We start from the raw sequence: 5,273 nt of genomic DNA on the forward strand, positions 1-5,273 counted from the left end.
CTCGGGGTCCTGGGGGCCCAAACAGTGCTCACCCGCCAGCCGCTACCGGCAGCGAGTCTGCCCGATCGGACTGGCCCGCTACATCTCATTAGGGGGGCATTCAGGCGTGTCGGTAAGCGGTTCCGGCGCGGTGTTCTTCAGTTGGTGATGATGTGGTCGACGACGCTCGGTCCGGTTCGGGCGAGGCCTGAGTCGAGCACCGTGGTGCGGTAGGTGTTCCAGTCCGACAGCTTGGGCAGGTCACGTTCGGCGCCGCGGCGGCGCATCCGGTCACGGATCCGGTCGGTGTCGGTGTCGACCCACACGGTACGGATCCGCGCGTCGGGTGCCTGGGTGATCGCGCGAATGTAGTCCGCCAGAGGCAGACCACGCTGGGCGGCGGTCTCGACATAGCCGAGGAACGGGGCGTCCACCACGACCGGGCAGCGCTTGGCGATCGTGACCGCTTGCTGGACCAGAGCGGCGTACAGATGCGGGGCCACAACGCGGCGGTAGAGGTCACTGTCACGGTCGTGCGGGTTGCCGTTGAGCTCCGACATGACCGATTCCTCGAGCTGCGGGGCGAAGGTGTCCTTGTCCAGCACCACGGGGTTCAGCATTTCTGTCAGCAGCCGGGTGGCGGTGGTTTTCCCTGCGGCGGGGAACCCGCAAACAACAGTGATCCCGGCCCCGGCCCCGGCCCCGGCCCCGGCCCCGGCCCCGGCCCCGGCCCCGGACGCCGCGATATCGCGCAGCGCTTGCAGGCCGGTGGACGAAAACGGAAGGGACGGTGAAGGCTTCGCGTGAGTGGTCACGAAGCCATCATCCCGAGGATCGACCGAAGATGACCCAGAGTTGACCGAACGGCTACCTGGCCGTGGGCGGTGTCGGTGTCTGTGTCGGTAACCAGGCGCAGGACGGGGCGGAAGTCGGGCTGGCCCAGGAGTTGGCGTAGGCGTTTGGGGCGCCAGCGCAGTTCTGCGGCGAGGCTGGTCAAGGTGAGGGTGCCGCGGGTTTGGGCGAGTTCGAAGGCTTTGGCGAGCAGCGCGGGTGTTTCGCCGGGGATATTGGGTGATGGGGTCGGCGCCGAGCATGCCGATGTCGTAGAGGTGGTTGAGGCGCTGGTAGGCGCGGCGGGCGACGGCGTCGGAGATGGCGCCGGTTTCGCGGGAGCGGTAGACCGGCGATTTGATCGACACAAGAAGTGCACAGCACGTGGGAAACCCGGCTACAGCAATCGATCTCGCATACCGTGGATTCATCCAGTCGACAGCTCGAATCGGGGGATCCGAATGCACAGCCTCGAACAGCAGTACGCCGACCTCATCGAAACCGCCAAGCGCCTCGGACACGATCCCGACCCCGAGCAGATCCGCAAACTTCGCGAGGAGCTCGATCAACTCGACTACGAACTGCGGATCTCCGTACCTGCTGGTCACCGGTACTACACGCTCAACATGGCAAGCCGCGAAGCCGATACCCGTCTGACCGCGGCCGATACGCGTGCGCAGACGGCGCGCAATGTGGCCGCTGCCGAACGCGCCCGTGAGCTTCATGACGCTCGGCACCCCACCGTGCTGAGCCCTCAACGCAGCGCCCTCAGCGACTACACCGGTGGCAACGCCATTGCCCGCGCGCTGCGAGACCGCGAAGACCGTGGCCGGGAGCGGTAGGAGCCGGCACTCCGCCGCTCAGCGCTCGACCAGCCTTTGAGGTAGGGGTGCCGCTAACGCCCCGGCCCCTGGGCTCGCGCCGGTCGGTGAAGCGGTATAGGGCAGGCCATCATTGCTGGCAGCACGGCTCTGTTGTCCTTCGGAGTGATGAGCTGAACCTGCGTGATAAATGATCTTGTTGATAGCGGTTCGGCATTACCGCAGTTGACGGGGTCTCGGTTCCTGTCGGTGTGTTCTGTGACACTTCTCGGTCGTCAGGTTCGTACGATCGAGGAGAAGCTGTGGCACAACGTAGTTCGCAAGCCATGACCGCTGTTGCGCCCGCGTGCCCGAACTGTGGCACTGGACTCGGGGTAGCGTTCATCCAGCAGTTGGCGCAGCCTTACATCGCTCAGATGCGGGCCGATCTGGAGGCGGAGGTGAGGCTGGAGGCCCGGGCCGCGAACGAGGGGGAGCTGGCCGCGTTACGTACCCAGTTGACCCGATATGAAGACGCGCTCAGCGAGGTCCGCGATGAAGCGGAAACGGCGAAGCGTGAACTCGGGGAAGCGCGGCGGGCCGAAAGCCAGCTGCGCAAGGACCGCCGCAAGCTGCAGAACGAACGCGATGCTCTGGAAGTCGAGAAGGACAGGATGCGGGACGCCATCGCCGCAGAAGAACGCACGAAGGCCCAGCAGCGTGCTGATGAGCGGATCCGGATCGAAACCGATCGCACCGAACAGCAATACCTTTCCCGTATCCGCGCGCTGGAGGAACGCAACCGGTCCCTCAGCGAGGAGGTGGAGGCGGTTCACCGCAAAGCGTCGGCGGGTTCGCGGCCGCAGGACGACGGCGTCGCCTACCAACATGTATTTGCCGACGAACTGCGCAGTCGCTTCCCAGCCGATGAGATCAAGGTAGTTGCGCGGGGCAGGCGCGGCGGCGATGTCGTGCACACCGTGCGAGACCACGGGCTCGACTGCGGAATCATCCTGTGGGAATGCAAGCAAACCCAGCGCTTCGAACCGAAATGGGTCAACAAGCTCACCGAGGACGTCCAGTCGGGCCGCGCCGATCTCGGTGTCCTTGTCAGCTCGGTCCTGCCGAAGGACATCGACCGTTCGGACATCATCGACCGAATTCTGGTGTGCGATACCACTACGGCTGTGCCCCTGGCCGTGTCTTTCCGGCAGCTCGTGATCAATGCGAAACGCACGGCTCTGGCCAACGCCGCGCGAGGCGAGCAATCCGAACGGATCTATGACTACATCACCGCAGGCGGATTCGGGATGTGCCTGGCACGCCTGCTCAAGACTCAGCGAGCAGCACTGCAGGAACTGGACATACTGCGTGAAGTGAGCATCAAGGTTTGGGCGAACCTCGAGAAGTCGCACCGGGACATGATCGACGGTCTCTTCACGATGGTCGGCGAGATCGAGGCCACCGGCACGGCGCTGCCGCCGCTGCTGCGCTCCGAGCTGCCACCGGTACAACCACGAAGCATCGAACCAGCCGTCGCCCAGATGCTTCCCGTGTGACCGGACGAAGCGCCACCGGCGGTGTGGAGACGCGCCGCCGGTGGCGCTTCGGGCGAAATGCATAGTGGCCCGGGTTGAGCGGGAGTTAACCTTCGGGCAAGTCTCGATCTCACATCGAGGTTCGCCACAACCGCCTCGGCTCCGGCCCTGCACCGGGGCCGAGGCCCCGGGATGAAGCGATTAGCTCACGGCTCGACGTAGGGAAGTCCCACCGTGGCCAGTTTGGTCTGCAGATTGATGTCGCTGGTGGCGGCATACAGCGCCGGGCCCGGGTGCTGCGATTGCAGCAGCAATGCCGAGGCAACGAACCGGTCGTCGGGAACGTCCAGGTCCAACCAATCGGGTAGGTCTGGACTTCTCGGCTCGATGTGTTCGAACTTCGCGACGACTTCCCCGGCTACGCGGACTCCCGTCCGGACGTCACCGTTGCTGCGGATTCCTTTGAGTCGCCGCTCGGCGGCCTTGGCGCGATCGCGCAGATCCTGGTTGCGGCCCCCTCGTTTGAGTTCGTCGATTTCACGCAGGACCACGGGGAGCAGGTGCGCAACATACTTGCTGCCCAGCTCGGCCCTGTAGGCGGCCAGATCGGGGTTGTCGATCGATCAGGGCGTTGGTGTCGACAACGACCCGGACCGCGTACTCGTCACCCGGAACGAGTCCGATCAACGCCCGCAGGTCCGCAATCGTTTCCGTGATCGCCGCGTGCGCCTTCTCGATGGTGGCGGGAACCGATCTCGCCCCCTTCTTCCGGATCAGCCAGCTGCTCAGGTGCTTGAACGCGGCGTCGAGTCTTTTCGCCACCTGTGTCGTCGGATGAGGAAACAGCAACCGCACCCGCGGTTCGAGGTCGCGGACTCGAGACAGCACGGCCATGCGTGTGGCTTCCAATGCCGGGTCGCTGGGCTCCCAGCCCCACTTGGCGTATCCCAGGAACACGACCCCGCCGCCCGCGCCGCGGTTCGGATCGATGTTTCTGATCCGCGATGCGCTCAGAACCTCGTTGTAGGCAGCAGCGATATGGTCCAGCTCGGTGAGCAGTCTCTGGGTGTAGGAATCCGGCGGGGCAGCGCTCATTGCTCCACTCTTGCACCTGCCGACGACCAGTCTCGTGGAGCGCTCTCTTGCCGAGCGAACACGGACCCTCGGGTAGTGAACCCTCGAGATCACACCGGGACCGCGAAGCGCACCGCCAAGGAAAGTGGCGCCGCCAAGGCAGACGCTTCGAACACCAAGAAGACCCGGGCCAAGAAGACCCGGGGCGTCCCAAAGTCTTTTGACGAGTAGGACTTGGCAGTTGCCGCCGAATTGGTTGCCCGACGCTCATGGTCGGCGGCCTGGCCTTCGCGGCGCCCTGAAGGCGCGTGATCAGCAGCGGCGTCGCACGTGGATCACGCCGGGGAGACGCCCGGAGGGAGACACCCTGGGACCCCACCCCGCAATGGGAGTGAGTGAGCGGGACCCTGAGGTGTCTACGCCCCTCCGAGCGCTGTCACGATGACCGCAGGGAATGGATTGCCTCGTGACAGCCGCCGACACTACGGCCGCACCCGCCCGGATATCCGCTACCGCGATTCACGCGTGTCACGAGAACCCGCGCACACGACACCGCAGGCCCGGTCCTGGCGTCCCGGCCGAACCTGCGATGCCCCGGCCAGTGCCCGAACTCCAACGCTTCAGACCCCGACCTCACCCCACACCCTGCCACTCCGGCCATCCTTGTCAAGGATGAATGTCAACGTCGGTCGAATCGTGGTTCTGGCCCATATTTCGTGATCGGGAGGTCGCGTGATGCTCACGAGGTTGGCTTGTCCGCGGTAGCCGCGGATTTTGATCTCGGCGAACAATCGGGCGGCGTCGGTGGTGCCTTGGTTCCATCGCTGGTGCAGGTAGGGCTTGAACTCGTCGAGGAGGCTCTGGTCGCGGTAGCCGGTGCGGTTGTTGACCAGCAATTCATCCGGTGAGGCGGCGCGGGCGAAGCGGCGGATCGTGCCGCGGGCCAAGCCCAATTGGCGACCGATGCGGCGCAGGCTGTGGCCCTGCGCGAGCAGTGTGTGGACCTGGGCATAACGCTCGCGGGTTCGGACCGCGGTCCGATCGGCACGCA

The 5,273-nt window shown here is 65.3% G+C and carries 5 protein-coding genes and 1 pseudogene; 2 read left to right on the top strand and 4 right to left on the bottom strand.

The features are described from left to right. Positions 1-137: 137 nt before the first annotated feature. Positions 138-794: an AAA family ATPase gene (locus AB0L97_RS38370; protein WP_364439928.1), complete on the bottom strand. Its 657-nt coding sequence runs from the start codon at positions 792-794 to the stop codon at positions 138-140. Positions 795-1,271: 477 nt separating this feature from the next. On the opposite strand from AB0L97_RS38370, the gene AB0L97_RS38375 reads away from it, so the two are divergent. Together AB0L97_RS38375 and AB0L97_RS38380 are read left to right on the top strand one after the other, a co-directional pair. Continuing rightward, positions 1,272-1,652 (top strand): hypothetical protein, encoded by a 381-nt coding sequence (locus AB0L97_RS38375; protein WP_364439931.1) that lies wholly within the window; start codon positions 1,272-1,274, stop codon positions 1,650-1,652. Positions 1,653-2,047: 395 nt separating this feature from the next. Continuing rightward, positions 2,048-3,169 (top strand): DUF2130 domain-containing protein, encoded by a 1,122-nt coding sequence (locus AB0L97_RS38380; protein ID WP_364439934.1) that lies wholly within the window; start codon positions 2,048-2,050, stop codon positions 3,167-3,169. A gap of 185 nt (positions 3,170-3,354) precedes the next feature. On the opposite strand, the gene AB0L97_RS38385 is transcribed toward AB0L97_RS38380, so the two are convergent. The 3 genes and pseudogenes from AB0L97_RS38385 to AB0L97_RS38395 form a co-directional block, all read right to left on the bottom strand. After that, positions 3,355-3,699: a PIN domain-containing protein gene (locus tag AB0L97_RS38385; protein WP_364439937.1), complete on the bottom strand. Its 345-nt coding sequence runs from the start codon at positions 3,697-3,699 to the stop codon at positions 3,355-3,357. Then, the gene (locus AB0L97_RS38390; protein ID WP_364439940.1) at positions 3,686-4,243 is read right to left on the bottom strand and encodes a hypothetical protein; all 558 of its coding nucleotides are present in this window, start codon (positions 4,241-4,243) and stop codon (positions 3,686-3,688) included. Before AB0L97_RS38390 ends, AB0L97_RS38385 begins: the two co-directional genes overlap by 14 nt. Before the next feature lie 599 nt (positions 4,244-4,842). Further along, positions 4,843-5,273: pseudogene (locus tag AB0L97_RS38395) on the bottom strand (hypothetical protein); the annotation flags it as partial.

It is taken from the genome of Nocardia sp. NPDC051911, assembly GCF_040681035.1.
Lineage (GTDB): Bacteria > Actinomycetota > Actinomycetes > Mycobacteriales > Mycobacteriaceae > Nocardia > Nocardia sichangensis.

Coding starts and splice junctions, on each gene's coding strand:
- AB0L97_RS38375 (WP_364439931.1), top strand. CDS start 1,272: ATGCACAGCCTCGAACAGCAGTACGCCGACCTCATCGAAACCGCCAAG.
- AB0L97_RS38380 (WP_364439934.1), top strand. CDS start 2,048: ATGCGGGCCGATCTGGAGGCGGAGGTGAGGCTGGAGGCCCGGGCCGCG.
- AB0L97_RS38390 (WP_364439940.1), bottom strand. CDS start 4,243: ATGAGCGCTGCCCCGCCGGATTCCTACACCCAGAGACTGCTCACCGAG.